General features: G+C 70.9%; 15 protein-coding genes. 5 read left to right on the forward strand and 10 right to left on the reverse strand.

Annotated elements, in window-relative coordinates; genetic code table 11:
* Nucleotides 1-29 precede the first annotated feature (29 nt).
* Nucleotides 30-3,827 carry an ATP-dependent helicase gene (locus tag ACWDOP_RS18235; RefSeq protein WP_456346036.1) on the reverse strand — a complete coding sequence of 1,266 codons (3,798 nt, stop codon included), beginning with the start codon at nt 3,825-3,827 and terminating at the stop codon, nt 30-32.
* Nucleotides 3,824-7,510 carry an ATP-dependent helicase gene (locus ACWDOP_RS18240; protein WP_456346037.1) on the reverse strand — a complete coding sequence of 1,229 codons (3,687 nt, stop codon included), beginning with the start codon at nt 7,508-7,510 and terminating at the stop codon, nt 3,824-3,826. Before ACWDOP_RS18240 ends, ACWDOP_RS18235 begins: the two co-directional genes overlap by 4 nt.
* 85 nt (nt 7,511-7,595) lie before the next feature.
* Here ACWDOP_RS18240 and ACWDOP_RS18245 point away from each other — a divergent pair, with 85 nt between their 5' ends.
* The 3 genes from ACWDOP_RS18245 to ACWDOP_RS18255 all read left to right on the forward strand — a co-directional run bounded on the left by ACWDOP_RS18245 (nt 7,596) and on the right by ACWDOP_RS18255 (nt 9,563).
* A complete protein-coding gene (locus tag ACWDOP_RS18245) occupies nt 7,596-8,396 on the forward strand; it encodes an alpha/beta fold hydrolase (protein ID WP_456346038.1) in 801 nt (266 codons plus the stop codon).
* Nucleotides 8,397-8,405: 9 nt separating this feature from the next.
* Nucleotides 8,406-8,732 carry an MGMT family protein gene (locus ACWDOP_RS18250; RefSeq protein WP_456346039.1) on the forward strand — a complete coding sequence of 109 codons (327 nt, stop codon included), beginning with the start codon at nt 8,406-8,408 and terminating at the stop codon, nt 8,730-8,732.
* A gap of 81 nt (nt 8,733-8,813) precedes the next feature.
* Complete coding sequence (locus ACWDOP_RS18255; protein ID WP_454203530.1) at nt 8,814-9,563, forward strand: VOC family protein; 750 nt, start codon at nt 8,814-8,816, stop codon at nt 9,561-9,563.
* A 57-nt stretch (nt 9,564-9,620) separates the two neighbouring features.
* On the opposite strand, the gene ACWDOP_RS18260 is transcribed toward ACWDOP_RS18255, so the two are convergent.
* Together ACWDOP_RS18260 and ACWDOP_RS18265 are read right to left on the reverse strand one after the other, a co-directional pair.
* Nucleotides 9,621-9,869: a WhiB family transcriptional regulator gene (locus ACWDOP_RS18260; protein ID WP_454203531.1), complete on the reverse strand. Its 249-nt coding sequence runs from the start codon at nt 9,867-9,869 to the stop codon at nt 9,621-9,623.
* A gap of 77 nt (nt 9,870-9,946) precedes the next feature.
* Complete coding sequence (locus tag ACWDOP_RS18265) at nt 9,947-10,393, reverse strand: hypothetical protein (protein ID WP_456346040.1); 447 nt, start codon at nt 10,391-10,393, stop codon at nt 9,947-9,949.
* 223 nt (nt 10,394-10,616) lie between these two features.
* Here ACWDOP_RS18265 and ACWDOP_RS18270 point away from each other — a divergent pair, with 223 nt between their 5' ends.
* On the forward strand, nt 10,617-11,492 hold the full coding sequence (locus ACWDOP_RS18270) for an alpha/beta fold hydrolase (protein ID WP_456346041.1): 876 nt from the start codon (nt 10,617-10,619) through the stop codon (nt 11,490-11,492).
* 35 nt (nt 11,493-11,527) lie between these two features.
* Here the strand turns inward: ACWDOP_RS18270 and ACWDOP_RS18275 are convergent, their stop codons facing one another.
* Nucleotides 11,528-12,361 (reverse strand): helix-turn-helix transcriptional regulator, encoded by an 834-nt coding sequence (locus ACWDOP_RS18275; protein WP_456346042.1) that lies wholly within the window; start codon nt 12,359-12,361, stop codon nt 11,528-11,530.
* A 352-nt stretch (nt 12,362-12,713) separates the two neighbouring features.
* On the opposite strand from ACWDOP_RS18275, the gene ACWDOP_RS18280 reads away from it, so the two are divergent.
* On the forward strand, nt 12,714-14,462 hold the full coding sequence (locus tag ACWDOP_RS18280) for an NTP transferase domain-containing protein (RefSeq protein WP_456346043.1): 1,749 nt from the start codon (nt 12,714-12,716) through the stop codon (nt 14,460-14,462).
* Nucleotides 14,463-14,530: 68 nt separating this feature from the next.
* On the opposite strand, the gene ACWDOP_RS18285 is transcribed toward ACWDOP_RS18280, so the two are convergent.
* From ACWDOP_RS18285 to ACWDOP_RS18305, 5 genes are all read right to left on the reverse strand, one after another.
* Nucleotides 14,531-15,301 carry a helix-turn-helix domain-containing protein gene (locus ACWDOP_RS18285; RefSeq protein ID WP_456346044.1) on the reverse strand — a complete coding sequence of 257 codons (771 nt, stop codon included), beginning with the start codon at nt 15,299-15,301 and terminating at the stop codon, nt 14,531-14,533.
* Between the two features lie 414 nt (nt 15,302-15,715).
* Nucleotides 15,716-17,524: a dipeptide ABC transporter ATP-binding protein gene (locus ACWDOP_RS18290; RefSeq protein WP_456346045.1), complete on the reverse strand. Its 1,809-nt coding sequence runs from the start codon at nt 17,522-17,524 to the stop codon at nt 15,716-15,718.
* Entirely contained in the window at nt 17,521-18,435 is a 915-nt protein-coding gene (locus ACWDOP_RS18295; RefSeq protein ID WP_456346128.1) for an ABC transporter permease, read from the reverse strand. The genes ACWDOP_RS18290 and ACWDOP_RS18295 overlap by 4 nt, the downstream gene beginning before the upstream one ends.
* Entirely contained in the window at nt 18,429-19,388 is a 960-nt protein-coding gene (locus ACWDOP_RS18300) for an ABC transporter permease (RefSeq protein ID WP_454203539.1), read from the reverse strand. Before ACWDOP_RS18300 ends, ACWDOP_RS18295 begins: the two co-directional genes overlap by 7 nt.
* Nucleotides 19,385-20,974: an ABC transporter substrate-binding protein gene (locus ACWDOP_RS18305; protein ID WP_456346046.1), complete on the reverse strand. Its 1,590-nt coding sequence runs from the start codon at nt 20,972-20,974 to the stop codon at nt 19,385-19,387. Before ACWDOP_RS18305 ends, ACWDOP_RS18300 begins: the two co-directional genes overlap by 4 nt.
* Between the last annotated feature and the right edge of the window lie 210 nt (nt 20,975-21,184).

Below are 21,184 nucleotides of genomic sequence, written 5' to 3' on the forward strand. Positions count from 1 at the left end.
GATCGGGTAGCCCGAAACCGCTTGCGGCACTAGGACCGAGTGGGATCGGGGGGCAGCGACTCCGGGTCGGGCGGGGGCTCGAAGTCGAAGGGGAACGGGTCCTGGTCGACGGGCGGCGGCGGGGTGTCGTCCCATTCGCGCGGCTCGTCGTCGTCGGGAAGTTTGGGTTCGGGCGGTAGGTCGGCCCGGGCGCGGCGGTCGGCGGCCGCGGCGCGCACGGCGGCGAGTTCCGCGCGTTCGGCGGCCAGCGCGGCCGCTGCGTCGAGCCGTTCGGGTGCGGCGTCGGTGATCAGGGCCGCGAGTTCGGCGGGGCCGGGCAGCTCGTCGGGGGCGATGGTGCGGCCGGTGCGGACGTAGTGGAAGGCGGCGCTGGTGCGGGCGAGCATGTCGGCTTCCGAGGCGCCGGTGCGGGCGGCTTCCAGGCGCGCCCAGGCCAGCCGGTAGACCGCGAGCTGAATGGCCACCGCCCGTTCCTCGGCCGCGGTGGGCTCGCCGCCGGTCTTCCAGTCCACGACCACCCAGGTGCCGTCGGGATTGCGGAAGACCGCGTCCATGCGGCCGCGAATCACTGTGCCCGCCAACGAGGTCTCGAACGAGATCTCCACTTCGACGGCGTTGCGGTCGGCCCAGGCCGAGGCCAGGAACGCCTCCTGCAGGCGCAGCAGTCCGGCGTCGGTGTCGCCGGTGTCGGCCGCGCCGGGGAGTTCGTCGAAGGCGAGCAGGCGGCCCGCGCCGAACCAGCGCTGCAGCCAGGCGTGGAAGGCGGTGCCGCGCCGGGTGTACGGGCTGGGCGGATACGGCAGCGGACGGCGCAGGCGGGCGGCGAGCGCGGCGGGGTCACCGCGCAGATCGACCAGGGCGGTGGCGGCGAGCTGGCCGGGCAGTTCCACTTCGCGGATCGATTGTTCGGCGGCGTGATGTTCGGCGATGAGGGCGTCGACGTCGGCGCCCCAGCCTTCGGGGTCGGTGTCGTCGGATTCGGAATCTGCTGCCGCGCCGTCGGATTCGAGGTCGTCGTCGGCGTCGGTCGCGCCGAAGTCGAAGGCGATCTGCTCGGGGCGCGCCCGCTGGTGCAGGGCGGTGAGGGCCGACTTCACCATGGCCGCACCGTGTTCCACCGATTCCCGGCGCGGGCCGAGCGGGTCGCGGGGCCAGGAGGCGCTCTGCGGGTTGTCGGTGAACGGGTTCGCGGTGTCGGGCAGCGGCGGGTCGTCCCAGCGGTCGATCAGCACGGGACCTGTGGGAGCGCCCTCGGCGTCGTCGGCGCCGCGTACGAGTTCGAGCAGGAAGTCCGAGGGGCCCTTGGGTTTCGAGCCGGTTTCGCCCCAGTGGTGCGCCGAGACGAACAGCGCGCGTTCGGTGCGGGTGAGCGCGACGTAGAACAGACGGCGGTCCTCGTCCAGCCGGCGGCGGGCCAGGGCCTTCTTGTGTGCGTCGAGGGCGCGTTCGAGGTCCGAGCGGTCGTAGATGTCGGTGAGTTCGAGGACGGGGACGCCGTCGCCCGCGTCCCGGGACTGCCGGTCGCCGCGCAGCGCGGTGGGGAGTTCGGCCAGCGCGCCCATCCAGGTGGTGGTGCCGGTGCCCGAGGGGAAGGTGCCCTCCACGATGTGCGGGACGGCGACCACCTCCCATTCCAGGCCCTTGGCGGCGTGCACGGTGAGCACCTGGACGCGATCGTGCGCGACCTCGACTTCGCCCGGCTCCAAACCGTTCTCGACCTCTTCGGCGGCGGCGAGGAAGTCCAGGAGGCCGGTGAGCGAGGAGCGGAAGTCGGCGGAGTAGCCCGCGACCACGTCGGCGAAGGCGTCCAGGTGTTCGCGGCCCGCGGCGGCGACGGCCTTGCGGGCCTGGGTTTCCACGCCGACGCCGATGGTGCGCTCCACATCGGCGACGAGCTCGGACAGCGGCTGCCCGGTGCGTTCGCGCAGCGCCCCCAACTCCGCGCCGAGCGCGGTGATCCGCGCGAACCCCTGCGGCGAATACTGTTGCTCGTCACCGGGATCGGCGATCGCGTCGCCGAGTCCGGCGCGTTCGGCGGGTTCGGGCGCGACTTCGCGCAGGGCCTCGTCCAGGGTCGCGGTGTCGGTGATCTCGGCGGACGGGCCGCCCGGCCGCCGGATGGACAGCTCGCGCGCACGCCGCGAGAGCGCGGCGATGTCGGCGACGCCGATCCGCCAGCGGGCGCCGGTGAGAATGCGCACCGCGGCGCTGCCCGCGGCGGGATCGGCGATGAGCCGCAGCGTCGCGACGATATCGGCGACCTCGGGGGTGTGCAGCAGCCCGCCGAGCCCGACGATCTCGACCGGTAATCCCTGCGCCCGCAGCGCTTCCGCCAGCGGCGCGGCATCGGCGTTGCGCCGCACCAGCACCGCCGAGGTGGGCGGCGGATCCCCGGCGTCGGCCGCCGCGACCCACTCCCCCTTGATCCGCGCGGCGAGCCATTCCCGTTCCTGCGCAACGGTTTCGGTCAGCGCGGCCGCGACCAGCCCGGCCGCCGCGCCGGGTCGCGGCCGCAGCGCGTCCACGGTGACGCCGCCGCCCTCGACGGCCTTGCGCCGCAGCGGATCCGCCACCAGGTTCGCCAGATCCAGCGCCTCGGGCGGGTTACGCCAGCTGGTCAGCAGCGGCAGGATCGGCGCGGGCACCCCCGGCTCGACCGGGAAGTCGGTCGCGAAGCGCGGCAGGTTCGCCGCCGACGCCCCGCGCCAGCCGTAGATGGACTGCATGGGGTCGCCCACCGCCGTAACCGCCAGCGGCTGAGCGTGATCCGAACCGGGATCGACGGGCTCCACAGACTCGTCGTCGCGGTCGGCGCGCCGCCGTCCCGGCCGACTGCCCGGCCGCACGTTGGCGATCGGGGCGGTGTCCGACGATCGGGTGTTCGATTGTTGCGCAACGCCATCGGAGTCGGACGTTGCGTGCGGTGCGCCGAACAGCGAGGAGAGCAGGATCCGCTGGGAGTGGCCGGTGTCCTGGTACTCGTCGAGCAGGACGAGGCGGAAGCGGGTGCGTTCGGCGGCGGACACCTCGGGGTGCAGGGCGGCCAGGCGGGCGGCGAGGGACATCTGCGCGCCGAAGTCGAGGGCGCCGCGCCGGCGGAGTTCGTCGGCGAGGCGGGCCACCAGGGGCAGCAGGGCGATGCGTTCGTGCTGGGTGTCCAGCAGGGCGAGCAGGGACTTGCTGGGGCCGCCGCGCTGGCGGGGGCCGGGCGGCAGGGTGTGGACGAGGTGTTCGAGTTCCTTGTGGGCGGTGGCCAATTGGTGCGGTTCCACCAGGTGTTCGGCGAGCTGGCCGGAGAGCGCGAGCACGGCTTCGGTGACCGACACGGGGCTGCGGTCGGTGTCGAGATCGCCGTCCCAGGTGGAGACCACGCGGTAGGCCAGCTGCCAGAGCTGGGTCTGGGTGAGCAGGGTGGCGGTGGGTTCCACCGGCAGCAGCAGACCGTATTCGGTGAGCAGACGGCCCGCGTAGGAGTGGTAGGTGCTGATCTCGGGTTCGGACCCGCCGAGCAGGGCGCGCAGGCTCCCGCCGGGGTCGATGTCGCGCAGCACGGGCGCACCCGCCAGGCGGGCCAGGCGGGTGCGAATGCGAGTGGTCAACTGCTGTGCGGCTTTTCGGGTGAAGGTCAGGCCCAGCACCTGTTCGGGTTCGACCAGCCCGTTGGCGACCATCCACACCACGCGGGCGGCCATGGTCTCGGTCTTGCCGGCCCCCGCGCCCGCCACCACCAGCGTCGGGCCGGGTGCGGCGGCGATGACCGCGGCCTGTTCGTCGGTGGGTGGGGGCAGGCCCAGGGCGTCCGCTAGTTGACGAGGAGTGATGCTCACTCGTCGGTCACCTGCCGCCCGGTGTCCTGAACCGGGCAGCTGCCCGCCACCTTGCAGTGGCGGCAGCCGTCGTTGCGCATGGCCAGATAGCTGGGGCCCTTGGAGGAGGCGGCCGCGTCGTGGATGACGCCGCGCCAGGCGTCCACGCCGTCGGCGTCGAGGGCGGGCTGTTCGCGTTCGGTGGCCGAGCCGTCGCGGGCGCTGGGTTTGGCGACGTACACCAGTCGCGCGCCGCCGGGTTCACCGTCGCCGAGCGCGCCGCCCGCGGCGGCCACCTGGTACGTGGCCAGCTGGGCGTGCTCCTCGGCGGCCTGTTTGGAGATCGGGGTCTTGCCGGTCTTGACGTCGACGATGACGAAGCGGCCCTGCGTGTCTCGTTCCAGCCGGTCCATGCGGCCGCTGACCCGGACCGGGAGTTCGCCGGGGCCGCGGGCGGGCAGGGTGATGTCGATCGGGACCTCGACGCCGAGGGTGGTGAGTTCGTCACGGGTGTTGCGCAGCCAGGCCAGGAAGGTGTCGACCATGGTCTCGGTGCGCCGGTATTCCGCGCGCGAGTGCCAGTTCTCGCCGTCGCGGGCGGCGGCGGGGTCGACCTTCTTCCAGGCCTTGGCGAGCGCGATCTTGACCTGGGCCTCGGTGACCTGCCCGGCCAGCGCCTGCACCAGGGTGTGCACGAGATTGCCCTTGAGCGCGTGCTGGTTGTCGCCGTCGCCGCCACCGTGCCGCTCGAGCGCCCAGCGCAGCGGGCAGGTCTTGAGCTGTTCCACGGTGGAGGGCGAGAGCGCGATGGACCCGTCCACCAGATCCCAGAGCGGATTGTCGGTGGACACCTCGGCGGTGCCGTACCAGTCGTCGGGGTGCGCGCCGCGCACCCCGGCCTGCGCCAGCCGGGCGAGCTGGTGAGCGGCGCGATCGCGGCGATCCCGGGTGGTCTCGGGATCGCAGGCCGCGCCGCGCAATTCGGCGATGAGGGTGTGCATGGCCAGGGCGCGCCCCGGATCGATGGCGGGCGGGATCCGGCCGGGCTGCCCGGTGTCGGCGTCGGCGTCGAGTTCGGCCAGGAAGCGCGAGGGCACCAGATCCTGATCGCCGGTGACCGATTCGACGGCGGTCACCAGGAGCGAGCGCCGGGCCCGCCCGCACGCGACGAGCAGCAGACGCCGTTCCTCGGCGAGCATCGGGGCGGCGCGGCTCACCTTCTCGCCGGTATCGCCCACGCCGGCAAGCAGATCCACCATGTCCTCGACGCCGAGCAGGGTGCCGCGCGGTCGCAGGTTGGGCCAGATGCCCTCCTGCACCGCGGCGACCGCGACGGTGTCCCATTCCCGGCCCGCGGCCGCGTGCGCGCTGCAGATGGTCACCGCTTCGCCGGGATCGGTGTGCGGGGCGTTGTCCTGCGGAATCTCCTGCTGCTCCAGGTATTCCACGAAACCCTCGATGGTCGCGCGCGGCAGCCGGTCCACGTACGCGGCGGCCGCCTCGAAGAGCCCGACGACGGCGTCCAGGTCGCGGTCGGCCTGCATCCCGACCGCTCCCCCGCGCTCGGACTGCCCCACCCAGCGGCGTTCGAGCGTCGAGCCGCTCCACAGCCCCCACAGCGTCCCCTCGAGCCCGCCGCCGTCCCGCCGCGCCCTACGGGCCCGCCCGAGCGCTTTGAGCACCCGGTTGAGGGGTGCGGCCTCGACCGGGGTGAGCCGGGCCGCGATGGCCTGGCTTCCCTTCCCCACCAATAGATCTCGCAGGATCTCCGCGGACGAACGATCCAGGTCCGCGTAGCGATCCGCGATCTCGTCCGAGTCGGCCGCGGGGCTGACCCGCGCGCCGGGTGCGGCAGCCGGGCCGCCCTGCTCCGCCGCCGCACCCGCCGCATCGGCCGCATCAGCCCCGGCCACGAATTTCCCGGCGGCACGGGTCGTTCCGGGGTTCACCGCGGCCGGATCGACCGCTGCTTCTACCGAATCATGGTCCGGGACAGCGCTATCGCTCCGAGCGGGCGACTCCTCATCCACCGCCCCGGGCACGCGCTCGGGGTACCCGAGTTCCAGCACCGTGCGGCGGATGCCGCGGCGAAGGCGGCGCAGGCTGATCTGATCCGCGCCGCCCAGGGGTCCGGCGAGCAGGTCCAGGGCGTCGTCCGCGGTGAAGGCGATCGGGTGCGGATTCCGCGGCCCGGTCGGGTCGCCGGCGGCGATGGCGCGCAGCGCGAGCAGGGCCCAGGCCGCGCCGTGGCGGCGGGCCAGGGGCACTTCGGCGGGCGGCTGACGGACCGGGACCCCCGCGGCCAGCAGCGCGCGCCGCAGCGGGGCCAGCGAGAGCGGTACCGAACGCACGACGACGGCCATGCGCGACCACGGCACCGCGTGGGTGAGGTGCGCGCGGCGCAGGTGGTCGGCGATGAGCGCGGCCTCCTTGGCGGGCGTGGTGAGCACCTGCACCTTGACCTCACCCGAAGGCGTTGCCGCCCGGTCGATGTCGGGCTCGGCGGCCGAGGGCGCGAACTCCGGGAACTCGAGGTCGAGCATGCCGTCCGCACCGTCGACCCGGGTCCGGACGTCCTCGATGAATCGGGCGCCGGCTCCGGCGCCGCCCGGGTGATCGGGGACGGCGCGGTGGGCGGCGGCCCCGGGCAGGCGCGCGGCGATCCGGGCCGTCACGTCCTGGATCTCGGTGGCCGAACGGTGGTTGCGGCGCAGGATGATTCGGCGTTCGGCGGGTGCGCCGGGATCGAGGGCGAAGCGCGGGTCCGCGCCCCGGAAGGTGAACACCGCCTGGTCCGGGTCGGCGGCGACGACGGTGCCGGCCGCGCCCGAGCCGATGGCGCGAACCAGCTGGGCGGCAAGGGGATCCAGGTGCTGGGCGTCGTCGACGAGCAGGCAGTGCAGGCGGGCGCGTTCGGCGTTCAGCAACTCCGGATCCGCGGCGAGGGCGTCCAGCGCCGCGCCGACGAGTTCGGCGGCGTCCAGCGCGGGTGCGCTGGCCTCGGGCACGTCCATACCCACCGCCCAGCGCAGCATCATGATCTGCTCGAATCGTTCGAAGAACCGGCCCGCGGCGACCCATTCCGCGTGCCGGTGGGTCCGGCCGAGTTCGATCAGATCCTCGGGTCCGAGGCCGCGTTCGGTGGCGCGGAGCATGAGGTCGCGCAACTGTTCAGCGAATCCGGCGGCGGGCAGCGCGGGATGCAGCCGTTCCGGCCACTGCTCGGCGCCGTCGGCGAGTTCACCGCGCAGCATCTCGCGAATGACCATGTCCTGCTCGGAACCGGTGAGCAGGCGCGGCGGCGGATTGTTGTGCTGGGCGGCGACCGTGCGCAGCAGCGCGAAGGCGTAGGAGTGCACGGTGCGCACCAGGGGGCCGCGGGTGGCACCGGGCACCCCGCCCAGCGCCGGATCCGCGCCGGCCACCCGCACGGTGATGGCGTTGCGCACCGCGGTGGCCGCGCGCTTGGAGTAGGTGAGCACCAGCACCGACTCGGGATTCGTCCCGCTCAGAATGCGTTCGGCGGCGATGTCGACCAGCAGCGAGGTCTTGCCCGTGCCGGGTCCGCCCAGGACCTGCCAGGGCCGCCAGCCGGGGTCGATTCCGGCGGTCTCGAACAGCGGGCGGATAGCGGCGTCCCACTCCCGGGGATGGGAGACTGCCTCGGCCCGGCGCACCAATTGCACCGAGCTATCCGATCGCATCACGCAGGCTATTTCAACAGACCGCCCCGACAGGTTGCGTTTGCCATGAGTTGGCCGCGCCGACGGCTGTGGTTCGACGGGCAGAATGGTCGGCGTGCTCGATCTTCATACGCATCGTTTCGGCCCCGCGACGGGTCCTCTCGTGCTCGCCCTGCACGGTTTGACCGGCCACGGACGGCGCTGGGAGGCGCTCGCGCGCGAACAGCTGCCCGAGGTGCGGTTCCTCGCGCCCGACCTGCGCGGGCACGGGCGCTCGCCCGGTACGCCGCCGTGGGATTTCGAGACGATCGTCGCGGATCTGGCGCGGCTGCTGGCGGCCGAGTCCGTGGGACCGGTGGTCGTGCTCGGGCATTCGTTCGGCGCGGCGGTGGGCGTGCACCTGGCACATCGGCATCCCGAGCTGGTGCGCGCGCTGGTGCTGCTGGACCCGGCGATCGCCCTGGATCCGGATTTCCTGCTGCGGATCGCGGAGTCCGTGCTGGAGAACCCCGACTACGCCGATGCCGAGCAGGCCCGCTTCGACAAGCTGGAGACCGCGTGGGGCGAACTGGACCCGCGGGTGCTCGACGCGGAACTGGCCGAGCATCTGGTGCCCACCGGCGCGGGCCGGGTGGGCTGGCGGTTGACCATGCCCGCGATCATCTCGTACTGGGGCCAGCTGGCCCGGGACTTCGTGCTGCCGCCCGCGCACGTGCCGACCACGGTGGTGCGGGCGACGAAGGTGCACCCGCCCTTCGTGACCCCGGAGTTCGGCGCCGCGCTGCGCGAGCACCTGGGCGAGCGGCTCACGATGCTCGAGTTCGACTGCGACCACATGGTGGCGCAGGCCCGCCCCGAGCAGACCGCGGCGCTGGTCCGGGCGGCCCTGGCAACCCCGCCCGCCTAGAGTCGGGACATGCCCACCTCCGACGCCGACATCGAACGGGTTCGTGCCCTCGTCGCGGCCGTTCCGGCCGGCCGGGTCGCCACCTACGGCGATATCGCGGCCGCGGCCGGACTGTCCACCCCGCGCACGGTCGGCTGGATCATGCGCACCGATTCCGCCGATCTGCCGTGGCATCGCATTCTGCGCGCAAATGGCACGCCCGCACCGCATTTGGCGCATCGGCAGTTGCGCGAGCTCGCGGCCGAGGGCTGCCCGATGCTCGATGACCGCGTCGACTTGCGCCGGGCGCGTCACGTCTTCGAACCGCCTGTGACCGGGGCGAATCCACTCGACTGAGGCGCGGCGCGGGGCCGCTGCCCGGCCGCGGATACGCGGAACCCGCCACACGGAGTTCCCGGCGGCGGCTACCGTTGAAGCATGTCCACCCGGCTGGCGTGCGTGGTGTTCGATGCGATGGAGCCCCGAAGCGTGGCCCGCTTCTGGGCCGAACTGCTCAGTTGGGAGGTCACGGTGGAGCGGCCGGATTCGGTCGATGTCGCCGCGCCCGACCCGGACGGCCTGGACGTGGCCCTGACGTTCCTACCGGCCCAGCAGGCCAAGTCGGCGAAGAATCGCATCCATCTGGATCTGGCCAGCCGATCGCTCGATCATCAACGCGTACAGGTGGATAGGGCGCTCTCGCTCGGCGCCCGCCGGCTCGACATCGGCCAGGGCGCGGTGCCGTGGGTGGTGCTCGCCGATCCCGAAGGCAACGAGTTCTGTGTCCTCGAGCCGCGCGAGCACTACGTGGACACCGGTTCGGTGGCGGCGATCGTCGTCGATACCGAGAATCCGCTGCGGCTCGCCGAGTTCTGGTCGGCGGCGGCCGGGTGGCCGGTCACCCACGACAGTGATCGCTACGCCGGAATCCGTTCGGCTACCGGCCAGGGCCCGTGGCTGGAGTTCCTGCGCACGCCCGAGGCGCAGGGTGAACGCAGCCGTCTTCATCTGGATCTCATCGCTTTCCCCTCCGATGACCCCGTCGAAGAGGCTGCCCGCCTGCGGGCCGCGGGTGCGCTCCCGATCAGTCCGAGCACCCGGCTCGTCCCGCCCGCCGCGGCGCCGGTCACCATCCTGGCCGATCCGGAGACCAACGAATTCTGCTTGCTCCCAGCCGCTTCGGAATGATCACCGCGCCGGTGCGGCGATGCGCCGGCGCATATCCCGCTCGCGCGCGAATATCGGTCAGGCGGCGCTGTAGCGACGGCGTTCGCGCGGAGAGAGCCCGCCCCAGATACCGAAACGCTGATCGTGGGCGAGCGCGTAATCCAGGCATTCGCGCCGCACCTCGCAGGCCGAGCACACCCGTTTGGCTTCCCGGGTGGATCCGCCTTTGTCCGGAAAGAAGGCCTCCGGATCGGTTTGTGTGCACAGCGCCTGCTGATGCCAGGACGCGGGCTCCAATTCCTGCGGGCGCGAGATCGATTCGAACATTGCGTCGAAATTGGTAAAGTGCATTTTCACGACGTCCACCCTCTTCGATAGTTTTTCCGCCAGGTGCCGAAGCGAAATCAGATGCGGCCCATCATGGAGCAATCCCCACCGCCGACCGCCGTCAAACGTGCCTGTTCGCCGCTGAGGAAGATGCGCCGCGCGTGCACCGCCGCCGGGGCCGATGACCAGGGCGCGAGCGCCGTGGTGAACATGAGCTCGCACCAGGACAGCGCGGGCACGTCCCCGCCGGACAGGGTGTTGAGCATCGAGAGCTCGCTGTCGCACTCGTTCCAGGCGGCGAACAGCCAGCCGGCGTCGAGGCGTCCGAGAAACTCGTCGGCGTCCTCCGGCGGGCCCAGCGGCGTATCGACCGCGAGGTGTACGACCGCGGTGATCGCGTGGCGCATTCGGGCGTCCAATCCGGTGCCGTCGTGCAGGAGCAAACCCTCGAGCGAATCGCGCAGTCCGGCCCCCTTATCGACGCGGAAGTCGTTATGGCGAGCAGCGGTGGTGACGTCGAACATTGTGATTTCCTCCCTTGGAATTGGCGCTTGTCCCAAAAGCGCCACGGCCTGATTTAAATGGCCGCACAGCGATGTTGTCCAGTTTTGGCGGCATCTGGGGCAAACCCCTAGCAGTACTGACACTGGCCAGTGTTGGTACCGGTCGGGAAGAGTACTGAAGGGTGCCTGGCACCGAGCGGGCAAACATTAGGCCAGGAACACTTCCTGCCTTTACGGTCTGACCATGCCTTATGTGCGATCAGGTTCAGCCACAGTTCATTTCGTTGCCAGCAACATCCCGGGTCCGGCGCTTCTGCTCACCCACGGTTTTCTCATGGACGAAACGATGTTCGAACCCATGCGCGAACCTCTGGCAGCGGCCGGAATCAATCTCGTGACCGTTGACGCCCGATGCCATGGGCGTACCCAGACACCCGAGGGCGAACCCTTCACCTATTGGGATATGGCCGCCGACGTCCTCGCCGTTCTCGATGAACTGGAAATCCGCAGAGCGGTAATCGGCGGAATGAGTCAGGGCGGATTCATCGCGATGCGCGCGGCGCTGCTGGCGCCGGAGCGGGTGCGCGGGCTCGCGCTGATGTCGACCGAGGGCGATGCCTGCACGCCGGCCGAGCTCGCCTTCTACCGCACCTTCTTCGAACGCTGGTGCGGCACAGAGCCGATGGCCCCGCTGGTCGCGGAGTTGGCGCCGCAGCTGATCGGCGGCTCCGATCCGCGCCAGTGGCGGGCCTGGACCAGCCGCTGGTACGCCGCGGATCGGCGGGCGATCGCGCCGGCCGCGGACTGCCTGATGCAGCGCCGTTCGGTGCTGCACCGGCTCGACGAGATCGGCGCACCCGCCCTGGTCGTGCGTGGCAGCCACGACGGCACCAGCACCGCGCAGAAGTCGGAACTGCTCGCCGCCGGCCTGACCGGCGCCGACGGCGTGGTCACCATTCCGGGCGCGGGCCACGGCGCGGTATGGACCCATCCGGAAGTGGTGGCGCCGTTGCTGATTCGGCTGGTCCAGCGGGCACAGGCCGAGCAGCCGCCCAGGAGACCGCGGGCCAATCCGTGGTTCACCGCTCGCGGCGCGGACGGCATGAATATCGCGCAGTAGGCGCACCGGACCACCCGGCCACGGCGCGCGCCACGTCAATCCTCTTGCGACAGACTCCGCACGTGGCCGGGATCGAGTATTTCGCCGGTGTCCGAGCACCAGGTCGGAATGCCGAGGAAGATTTGGATCTGGGTCGGATAGGCCGCGGAGAAGACGCTGAACAACTGCACCGCGATGGCCCGGCAACGCCCGGTCGGAGCGTCGTTCAGATGCATGATCGCCCGGGGCCTGCCGTAGGCGGCGATACCCTCGTCCCACATCTCGCGGAACAGGCCGAAGCGGCCGAGTTCGGCCAGGAAATCCACCGACCACGCGGTGTCGCCGGAGCTGGCGATGAGGCCGCGCAGCCAGTGCACGGTGAGCCTGACCTCGTCCTCCCACTCCAGCATCACTTCGCGGGCGCGCTCGTTTCCCAGCAGCCAGCGCAGGATATTGACATCCTGTTCCAGTCCGGGGAACGCACGGGAGTAACTGGCGTTGCAGGCCAGCACATTCCATCGCGTATCGACGTACGCGGCGAGATTGGGTTCGTGCAGATCGAGTGCGCGGCGCATGTCGTCGGTGATTTCCGCGCGCAGTTGTTGCACCGTGGGGAATTCGCTCACGCCCAGACCGGCGAGATCGAGCAGATGCCGGCGTTCGACCGCGGAGAGCTGCTCTATTCGGTCCAGATAGCGGACGAGCGCGTCGACGACCTCGCGGGTGGGATGGCCGCGATCGCCCTTCTCCAAATGGCTGATGTAGCTGGCACTGACCCCGGCGTTGAACGCGAGTCTTTCGCGCGATACCCCCCGTGCGTCGCGCAGCTTTCGCAGCAGCAGACCGAAGGTCGGGGGTTTCAGCTCTTCGAAGTCTCTAGGCGGTTTCACGCTCAACACCACGCCGTTCCCTCTCCACAAACATTCAGCAAACCAACCTTCATCGATCCGGTAACCACCCGGTTCCGGACAGCGGGACCCGCTGTAACGCCTGTCGTGAACTGTGACGAATCGCCAGGAACGCCGTCAGCTCTGGCCTCGGATACTGCCATATGCGATTGTGCAGAAGTTCAAAACATGATCATTTCTACTATGTGTCGCAGCACTTCGCATAACGATGAAGAGATGAGCAATTGCTTAGCAAGCGAAGGAATCGGGCGCGGCGCAGGCCGGGATCGCGGTCCGGAATCGACCGGCAACTACCATCTTCAACCATGATCATCCCCACCCCCGGCGGCTCCTCGTGACGACCGTCGACGCCATCGTGCTCGCCGGCGGGCGGGCCAGCCGGATGGGCGGTGTCGACAAGCCGGCGATCGTGGTCGGCGGCCGATCCATGCTGGATGCGGCCCTGCGGGCGGTCACGGCGTGCACCCGCGTCGTGGTGGTGGGACCGCATCGTCCCGAACTCGCGCCGGAGATTCTGCAGACCCAGGAGGTGCCCGCCGGAGCCGGTCCGGTGGCCGCCGTCGCGGCCGGGATCGGCGCCCTGGCCGGGTGCGAATTCCCGGCCGGATCGATCGTCGTGCTCGCCGCGGACATGCCATTTCTCACAGCGGCCGCGGTCGACGAACTCCTGCTGCACGCAAGGGAATCCGGTAGCGACGCGGTCTTCGCGGCCGACGCCGCGGGACGCCCGCAATACCTGGTCGGCGTATGGCGGCGCGCCGCGCTGCTGGCGGCGCTGCGCGAGCTCGAATCGCCGGTCAACCGGCCGATGAAGGCGCTGGTGCCGGTCGACACCGTCACGGTCCAGCTGTCCGGCATCGAGGATTGCGACACCCCCGACGACGTCCAGCAGGCCCGGGCGGCGGCGGGCCGCGCCGCGACCCCGCTGACTCTGGACGAGGCGCGGGACACCCTGCGCCGGAACATCTCCCGGCTGCCGGTGCGCGACACCGCGATTCGCACGGCCAAGGGCGCGGCGCTGGCCGCGCCGATGCCCGCCGCCGGCGCGCTGCCCCGATTCGACGTCTCCGCCATGGACGGCTACGCGGTCAGCGGCGCGGGCCCCTGGCAGGTGCGCCGCGATATCGGCTTCGCGGGCGGGCAGCGCCCGGTGGGCCTGCTGGACGGCGAAGCGGTGCGCATCGCCACGGGCGCGCACGTTCCGGACGGAACCGGTTCGGTCGTGCGCGACGAATTCGTCACCCTGGGCCCGGACGGGCTGCTGCATCGCCTGCCGGACACCCCGATTCGCGACGACGTGCGCTATCGCGGCGAGGAATGGCAGCCCGGCGACGAGGTCGCGCCCGCGGGCGCGCCGGTCACCACCGCGCTGATCTCGGTGGCCGCCAGCGCCGAAGTGCACACGGTCGCCGTGCGCGGGCCGGTACGGGCGCGAATCGTCATGACCGGGGACGAGATTCGCAGCGAGGGCCCGCTGCACGCCGGGCAGACCCGCGACTCCATCGGGCCGGTGCTGCCCGATCTGCTCGCCGCCTCCGGCATCACCGTCGTGGACCGAGTCCATCTGCGCGACACCGCCAATGCCTTCGACGAGGTCTTCGACGCGGCGGTCGATTGCGACCTGCTGGTCATCGTGGGCGCGACCGGCGGCGGCGCGGCCGACCAGCTGCGGGCCGCGCTGGACCGGGCCCGGGCGCGCGTGCTGGTGAACCGGCTGCGGCTGCGCCCCGGCGGATCCACCGTGGTGGCCCAACTCGACACCGGCCCGGCCGTTCTCGGCCTGCCGGGCAACCCCTACGCCGCGGTGTCCACGCTGCTGGGGCTGATCTCGGCGCTGCGGGACGGGCTGACCGGCGCGACGCCCGCGCCCGCGTTCTCCGCGCCGCTGGCGAACGCCGCCGAAATAGCCGGGCCCGCACCGCGTATCGTGCCCGTCCGGCTCGGACCCGCCGGTGAGCTGATCGGCGACGTGCGCCTGCGCACCGCGCACCTGGCCAATCTGCTCGGCCGGGACGCGCTCGCGGTGGTGCCCGCCGACGCCGTGGACGGGCAACCGGTGGAGTTCATTCCGCTGCCCCGCTGACGGATTCGGCCGCGTTCGACACGGGGCCACCGTCCCGCTGATTCGGGTGACGGTGGCCGGTTCGGGACTCAGCCGGGCAGTCCGAGTACGGCGAGCAACTGGCCCGGGTAGGCGCCGCTGTCCAGGCGGCCGGTCTGGGCGTACAGCCGGCGGCGCACGCCGGTGACCGGGTTGCGCAGGTGCAGCGACCAGACGTGCGGGGCGAAGGCCACCCCGCCCTCGGCCCAGACCTGGCGGAACTTCGGATACGCGCCGAGGTCGCGGATGAGGTCGCTGAATCCGGCGACATTGCCCGAGCGGCCGATCAATCCGCGCAGCCAGCGCACCACCAGCCGGGCGTCGGACTCCCAGTTCACCATGACCCGGGTGGCCAGTTCGTTGTTGAAAAACCAGTGCAGCATGTTGCCGTCGTCGATCAGCCCCGGAAACGCCTCGGCCCACCCCTCGTTCCAGGCGATGACGTTGGCGCGCGTGTCCATGAACGCCGCCGGACCCGGCCGATGCCCGGTGAGGATGCGGCGCAGGTCCGGGGTGAGGGCGGCGCGCAACTGCTCGACGGTCGGGAACTCGCCGGCGGGCAGCCCGGCCAGATCGGTGAGCTGGCGCCGGTCCGAGTCCGACAGCGGCTCGAGGCGATCCAGATATCTGGTGAGCGCCTGGACGACCTCGCGGGTCGGATTTCCGCGATCGCCCTTCTCCAAATGCGTTATGTAGCTGGCGCTCACGCCGGCGTTGAAGGCCAATCGCTCCCGTGACACTCCCCGGTCATCACGCAATTTGCGGAGCAGATTCCCGAGCGTGGGGGCTTCCAGGGCGTCGTAATCACGTCCGCATGTCATATTGGCGACCACCGATCCTCCTTCATCAGCCGCCGGCAATCACCGCACCTCCCCGTTGAAGCGGGTCCCGCCGGAATTCACCCTGAAAGGGGATGTTTCCACAGTTCCGGACCGAATCGCGCACACGCGAGTTGCCCAATCTGTATCACCGAGCGCCCACGCCGGTATCGGTGTGCGAACGCGTCCGCCCGATCATCGTGCCGCGCTGGAATTTCCGCCCATCGGACGCGTATTCCGGTGTCGCGGGCGACCATTGCGTGCTGCCGCGCGAACACGCCGGGCCCCTCGTCCCCCACTATTGGGGGCTCGACGCGGTTATCCGTGAATGGCCTAATGAAACCATTTGGTCTGTATTGGAAAAGGGCCGGACGGCCCTTCCCAACAGCGTGAATACGGGAAAGAACGGCGTAGCGCTCAGGCTCCGATCGCGAATGGCGCGGCGACACCGGGCGCGTCCTGCGGACCGGACGAACGCGGGCGCGGCGTCGCCGCCGGCACCGCCGCCAGGAGTTCGCGGGTGTACTCCGCGCCGGGCCGGCGAAACACCTGCTCGACCGGTCCGGTCTCGACGATGCCGCCCCGGCGCAGCACCACGACGCGGTCCGCGATCTGATTGACCACGGCCAGGTCGTGGCTGATGAACAGGCAGGCGAAGCCGTATTCGGCCCGCAGATCGGCGAACAGGTCCAGCACCTGCGCCTGCACCGACACATCGAGGGCGCTGGTCGGCTCGTCGGCGATGAGCAGGCGTGGCGCCAGGGCCAGGGCCCGCGCCAGGGCGACGCGCTGGCGCTGCCCGCCCGAGAGCTCGCCCGGGCGGCGGGTGGCGTAATCGCGCGGCAGGCGTACCGAATCCAGCAGATCACCCACTCGCGCGCGCAGCAGCGCGCCGGAGGCGGCGCGGTGCACGAGCAGGGGTTCGCCGATGGAATCCTGGAGTGTGCGGCGCGGATCCAGCGACGCGGTCACGTCCTGGTGCACCAGCGCGACGTTCTTGCGCAGCCCGCGCAGCTCGCGGGCGGAGCGGCCGGTCAGCGAAACACCCTGCAGCACCACCTCACCCGACGTCGCGGGCACCAGTCCCAGCGCGGTGCGGCCGAGAGTGCTCTTGCCGGAACCGGATTCGCCGACCAGCCCGATCACCTCGCGGGGCGCCACCGTGAGCGAGACCCCGTCCAGCGCCCGGAAACGCTTGCGGCCGCGGCGATAGACGACGGTGAGATCGGCGACGCGCAGCACGGGTTCGGCCCGCCCGGCCGATGCGCGGGCGTCCGCGGGCGCGGCGACGGTGTCCGCCGTCGGCGCGGGCGATCGCGCCGGCCCGATCGCGATCGGCGATACGGCACCGGTCGCCGCGACCGGATCGACCGCCGGTTCGCCCGGTTCGCCCACCGCCGCCCGCTCCGGCAGCGCGGGCACCGCCGCGAGCAGGGTACGGGTGTACTCCTCGCGCGGATTCGCGAAAAGCTCGTGCACGTCCCGGGTTTCGACGACCTGCCCGGCGCGCATGACGACCACGCGATCGGCGATGGCCGCGACCACGCCCAGATTGTGCGTGATGAACAGGATCGCGGTACCGGTGCGGCGCTGCAGGGCCCGCAGCAGATCCAGGATCTCGGCCTGCACGGTCACGTCCAGGGCGGTGGTGGGTTCGTCGGCGATGAGCAGATCCGGTTCCCCGGACAGCGCCAGCGCGATGACCACGCGCTGCTTCTGCCCGCCGGAGAGCTGGTGCGGATACCAGTCCACGCGCTTGTCCGGCTCGGGAATGTCGACCAGGGCGAGCAGCTCGATCGCGCGGGTCCTGGCTTCCGCCTTGCTGATCGATCGCCCGCCGGCCGCGCCCGCGGCGTGCGCGCGCAGCGCCTGGGCGATCTGGGTGCCGATCTTCTGCACCGGGTTCAGCGCGGTCTGCGGTTCCTGGAACACCATCGCGGCCCGGGTGCCGCGCAGCGCGCGCAGTTCCGTGTCGGGCGTGCCGATGATCTCGGTGTCGCCCAGCCGGATCGAGCCGGTCGCGCGGGCGCCCTCGGGCAGCAGCCCGAGCACCGCCCGCGCGGTCAGGGACTTGCCGGAGCCGGATTCGCCGACCAGCGCGACGGTTTCGCCGCGGTCCACGTGCACGCGTACCCGATCCACGACCACGCGGTCGCCGAACCGCACGGCGAGATCGCGGATGTCGAGCAGCGTGTTCGCGGCGGGGAGTTGTTCGTTGTCGCTCATCCGATCCTCCGGGCGCGGCCCAATGCCTGGGCGATCAACAGGAATCCGAGGGTCAGGCCGGAGACCACGACGAGCGGGCCGACCGCGAACGCCGGATTGGCGTCGAGATTGTCGATGGACGCGGAGATGAGCGAGCCCAGCGAGGGCTCGGGCGGGCGGACGCCGATGCCGATGAAGCTCATGGCCCCCTCGATGAAGACCGCGATCGACAGCGACAGCGCCAGCTGCACCGAGACGGGCTCGATCACGTTGGGCAGCACGTGTTTGCGCAGCGTCCACCAGGTGCTCGCGCCGATCACCTCGGACGCCTCGACATAGGGCTGCTCGCGCACGGCCAGTATGGCGGTGCGGATCTGCCTGCCGAAGATGGGGATCTCGGCGGCCACGATGACGATGATCACCGCGTGCGCGCCGGGTCCGGTGACCGCGGCCAGCGCGATGGCGAAGATGAGCGCCGGGAAGGCCAGGATCAGGTCGAAGACGCGCTGGGTGATGACATCCGCGACCGTGTTCACGCTGGCCAGCAGGCCCGCGAGCGCCCCGATGACCGCGCCGATCGGCACCGCGACCAGGGCGATGATCAGATCGATGCGAATGCCGTACAGCACCCGGGTGAAGATGTCGCGGTTGAGGTTGTCGGTGCCGAACCAGTGTTCGGAGCTGGGCCCGACCAGGTTCGCGCCCGGAATCTGTTCCAGCGGGCCGTAGTTCGTGAGCAGCCCGGCCGCGAGACCGGCGAGGGCGATGACGCCGACCAGCAGCACCCCGGCCAGGCCCTGCCTCCTGCGCAGGGCCCGCAGCAGCGGGCGCGCCGCATCCGGCCGGCGATCGACGACACCGGTCGCGGGATCGAGGTCGCCCGAATCGAGGTCCGGCGCGGCGATTTTCGTGAGAGACGGTCCGGTCACGATCGGCCTCCGATGCGGATGCGGGGGTCGAGGTAGGCGTGCACGATGTCGGTGGTGAGCTGAATGGCCACGAAGACCGCCACCGAGAACAGCAGCAGCGCCTGCACCACCGGGTAGTCGCGGCGGTTGATGCCCTGTTCGATGAGCTGGCCGATGCCGGGCCAGGCGAAGGCGGCCTCCACCAGCACCGCGCCGCCCAGCAGCTGCCCGGTCTGGATGCCGAGCACGGTCAGCATGGTGGGCAGGGCGTTGCGCAGCGCGCCGCGGGTGACGATCTCGCGATGCGAGATGCCCAGGGCCCGTGCGGTCAGCACGTAGGGCTTGCGCAGTTCGGTGCGCAGCGACTCGGTGAGGAAGCGGGTCAGGGCCGCGGTCACCGGCAGCGCCAGGCAGATGCCGGGCAGCAGCAGGTACTGCACGGCGATGTCGGGGTGGGCGATGAACCCGTCCGGGGGTACGCCGCCGGCGGGCAGGATCGGGATGGCGACCGCGAACACCAGCACCAGCAGCACGCCGGTGACGAAGACCGGCACCGCCACCGCGACCGTGTTGGCCGCGGCCACGAGGGCGTTGAGCCACTTGCGATCCCACAGCACCGAGGCGACGCTGACGGCCAGCGAGATGGTGACCGCCAGCAGCAGGGCGAACGCGGTGAGCACCAGGGTGTTGGTGAGCCCGCGCCCGACCAGATCGGCGATCTGCCCGCCAATGATGTAGGAGCGGCCGAGATCACCGGTGAGCACATCGCTCACCCAGGTCAGGTATTGCGCCGGAATGGATTTGTCGAGCCCGAGCTGGCGGCGGATGGCCTCGATGGACTCCGGATCGGCGTCGGGCCCGGCCAGCGTGGTGGCCGGATCACCGGGGACCAGCCGCAACAGCAGGAAGATCAGCACCGACGCGCCGAAGAGCACCGCCACCGCCGACGGCACGCGGCGCAGCAGATACCCGGTCATGCGAGGAAGGTCTCGCGCAGATCGAGCTCGCGGCGCTTGGTCCAGTTGACCGCGTGCAGTTTCCGGGTGCTGGTGCCCTGCGGGTGGTGGACGCCGATCTCGATGAGGAACAGCGCCTCCAGCAGCTGATCGCTCAGTGCCTGGTACGCCTTGGTGGCCTCGGGGCCGGTGCCCTGCGGCAGCTTCCAGGCCGCGTCGGCCGCAGCGGTGTAGGCCGGGGACTCGAAACGCGAGGCGTTCTTGCGGGCGTTGAAGGGGTAGGCGCTGACGGTGAGCGTCGAGGGTACGAACTGCGCCCAGGAGTGATCGGTGATCCACAGGCCCGGGAACTGCGCGCCGATGAGCTGTTTGACGAAGGTGGCGTTGTCGATCGGCAGCAGCTCGACCTCGACGCCGACCTCGGCGAGGTTGGCCTGCACGATCTGCGCGGCGGCCTCGTACGCGGAGATGCCCGCGACGAAGGTCAGCGGCAGCTTCGGCGGCTTGGGCAGGCCGGACAGAATCTGCTTCGCCTTGGCCACATCTCGCGAATAGCGCGTGTTGCGGCCGGCGTCGAAGGCCGGGGATCCGGTGGGCCACGGCACGTTCAGCGGGTAGCCCGCGCCGCGGTAGACCTCGGCGATGATGCGCTCGCGATCGAGCGCGTAGGCGATCACCTGGCGCAGCTTCACATCGGCGAGGGCGGGGTCGGAGACGTTCGCGCCCACGTACAGCTGCAGTTCGGCGCCCTCGTAGGCGATGACCTTGAACTCGTCGTTCTTCGCCAGGGTCTCGTTGTCGCGGTAGCTGATGGCGTCCGCGAAGTGGATCTGCCCGGACTTGAGCGCGTTGAGCTGCGCCTGGTTGTCGGCGATGACGGTGAACTCGACCCGGTCGAGGTACGGCCGCTCCGGGACGCGATAGTCGGGGTTGCGCTCGAACACCAACTGCTGATTGGGAATTCGGGAGACGAAGCGGAACGGGCCGGTGCCGACGAGCTTCTCGCCGGTGGCGACCTGGTCGATGCTCTCGCTGTCCAGGATCGGGACGGTGTCGAGCAGGTCGAAGATGTTGCCCAGCGGATGGGCGAAGTTCAGCGTGATCCGGTACGGGTCGATGATGTCGAAGCCGGTGATGGCGGCGGCGGTGCTCTTGAGCTGCGCGGTCCACTTGGGATCGGCGTAGGTGCGCAGCGCGAACTCCACGTCCTTGGCAGTGAAGCCGCGGCCGCTGTGGAACTTCACGTCCTTGCGCAGGTCCAGGGTGATGGACTTACCGTCCGGGGCCAGCGCCCACTTCTCCGCCAGCAGCGGCTGCGGCTCCAGCTTGTCGTGCGGGTAGCGCACCAGCGATTCGTAGACCAGGCCGACCACGGCCGGGGTGGTGCCGGTGTTGGTGAGCAGGTTCGAGGGGATCAGGTCGAACTGCACGCCGTACTTCAGCGTGCCGCCGCGCACGGGCTCCGCGTTGTCGTCGCCGCCACCTTTGCTCTGATTCACGGCCGAGGTGCAGGCCGCCAGCGCGCCGCCGCCGAAGATGGCGAGCGCGGCGATGCCGGAGTTGCGCAGGAAATGACGGCGATCCAGTCCACGGGGGGACGTATTCATCTGAAGATCCTCGAGATATGAGCCGCTGGACAGGCGGCGGGGTGCGCTGAACACACCTGGGGGACTTGAGAAAACGGAGAATTACGCGCGGGGCCGGCGCGTCAGGCACAGTACGGACAGCCCTGTGCCCGCGGGGACCGGAGCGATCCGGTGCGGGGCGCGCGGGGGTGGCCGATGTGCATGGCGGCGACGCTAACAGCGGGTCCGCAC

The sequence above is a fragment of the Nocardia sp. NPDC003693 genome, from assembly GCF_053981095.1.

Coding starts and splice junctions, on each gene's coding strand:
- ACWDOP_RS18245 (WP_456346038.1), top strand. CDS start 7,596: ATGGTCGGCGTGCTCGATCTTCATACGCATCGTTTCGGCCCCGCGACG.
- ACWDOP_RS18240 (WP_456346037.1), bottom strand. CDS start 7,510: ATGCGATCGGATAGCTCGGTGCAATTGGTGCGCCGGGCCGAGGCAGTC.
- ACWDOP_RS18290 (WP_456346045.1), bottom strand. CDS start 17,524: ATGAGCGACAACGAACAACTCCCCGCCGCGAACACGCTGCTCGACATC.
- ACWDOP_RS18270 (WP_456346041.1), top strand. CDS start 10,617: ATGCCTTATGTGCGATCAGGTTCAGCCACAGTTCATTTCGTTGCCAGC.
- ACWDOP_RS18285 (WP_456346044.1), bottom strand. CDS start 15,301: ATGACATGCGGACGTGATTACGACGCCCTGGAAGCCCCCACGCTCGGG.
- ACWDOP_RS18300 (WP_454203539.1), bottom strand. CDS start 19,388: ATGACCGGGTATCTGCTGCGCCGCGTGCCGTCGGCGGTGGCGGTGCTC.
- ACWDOP_RS18260 (WP_454203531.1), bottom strand. CDS start 9,869: ATGTTCGAATCGATCTCGCGCCCGCAGGAATTGGAGCCCGCGTCCTGG.
- ACWDOP_RS18250 (WP_456346039.1), top strand. CDS start 8,406: ATGCCCACCTCCGACGCCGACATCGAACGGGTTCGTGCCCTCGTCGCG.
- ACWDOP_RS18305 (WP_456346046.1), bottom strand. CDS start 20,974: ATGAATACGTCCCCCCGTGGACTGGATCGCCGTCATTTCCTGCGCAAC.
- ACWDOP_RS18255 (WP_454203530.1), top strand. CDS start 8,814: ATGTCCACCCGGCTGGCGTGCGTGGTGTTCGATGCGATGGAGCCCCGA.
- ACWDOP_RS18265 (WP_456346040.1), bottom strand. CDS start 10,393: ATGTTCGACGTCACCACCGCTGCTCGCCATAACGACTTCCGCGTCGAT.